Here is a 1,014-nt window from a genome sequence, read left to right on the forward strand (position 1 = left end):
CTCGGCCATGACGACGTGCGCCGGCTGATCAAGGCCAAGGGGCTGAAGACCATTCCGGCCGTGATGCAGGAGCTGGAGTGGAAGACCTCCTGCGGCTGCGCCAAGTGCCGCCCGGCGCTGAATTACTACCTCGTCTGCGACTGGCCGGACGAATATGCCGACGATTACCAGTCACGGTTCATCAACGAGCGCGTCCACGCCAACATCCAGAAGGACGGCACCTATTCGGTGGTTCCGCGCATGTGGGGCGGCGTCACAAACGCGCAAGAGCTGCGGGCAATCGCCGACGTCGTCGACAAGTTCGAGATCCCCCTGGTCAAGGTGACCGGCGGCCAGCGCATCGACCTGCTCGGCATCGAGAAGGAGGATCTTCCGGCGGTCTGGGCGGATCTCGGCAAGGCCGGCTTCGTCTCCGGCCAGGCCTATGCCAAGGGCCTGCGCACGGTGAAGACCTGCGTCGGCTCCGACTGGTGCCGCTTCGGTACACAGGATTCGACCGGTCTCGGCATCCGCATCGAGAAGTTCATGTGGGGCTCGTGGACACCGGCCAAGCTGAAGATGGCGGTCTCCGGCTGTCCGCGCAATTGCGCGGAAGCCACCTGCAAGGACATCGGCGTCGTCTGCGTCGACTCGGGCTTCGAAATCCATTTCGCCGGTGCCGCCGGCCTCGACATCAAGGGCACGGAAGTTCTCGGGCTGGTGAAGACCGAAGACGAGGCGCTGGAGCACATCGTGGCGTTGACGCAGATGTATCGCGAACAGGCCCGCTATCTCGAACGCATCTACAAATGGGCAAAACGCGTCGGCCTCGACGAGATCCGCCGCCAGATCATGGGCGATGCCGAAAAGCGCAAGGCCTATTTCGATCGCTTCGTCTTCAGCCAGAAGTTCGCCCAGGTCGATCCCTGGTCGGAGCGCGTCTCCGGCAAGGACAAGCACGAGTTCCGGCCGATGGCGACGGTCGGTTTTTCTCAAGCAGCGGAGTGAGGGGATGGATATCAACTGGATCTCAAT

General features: G+C 62.7%; 1 protein-coding gene. It reads left to right on the forward strand.

The genetic code is table 11. From position 1 onward, the window contains the following. Positions 1–987: (2Fe-2S)-binding protein (locus V7S54_RS33235; protein ID WP_336557629.1), on the forward strand; the 987-nt coding region annotated here is incomplete at its 5' end. Positions 988–1,014 lie beyond the last annotated feature (27 nt).

This window comes from Ensifer sp. CCNWLY38, assembly GCF_037120565.1.
Classification (GTDB): domain Bacteria; phylum Pseudomonadota; class Alphaproteobacteria; order Rhizobiales; family Rhizobiaceae; genus Ensifer; species Ensifer adhaerens_H.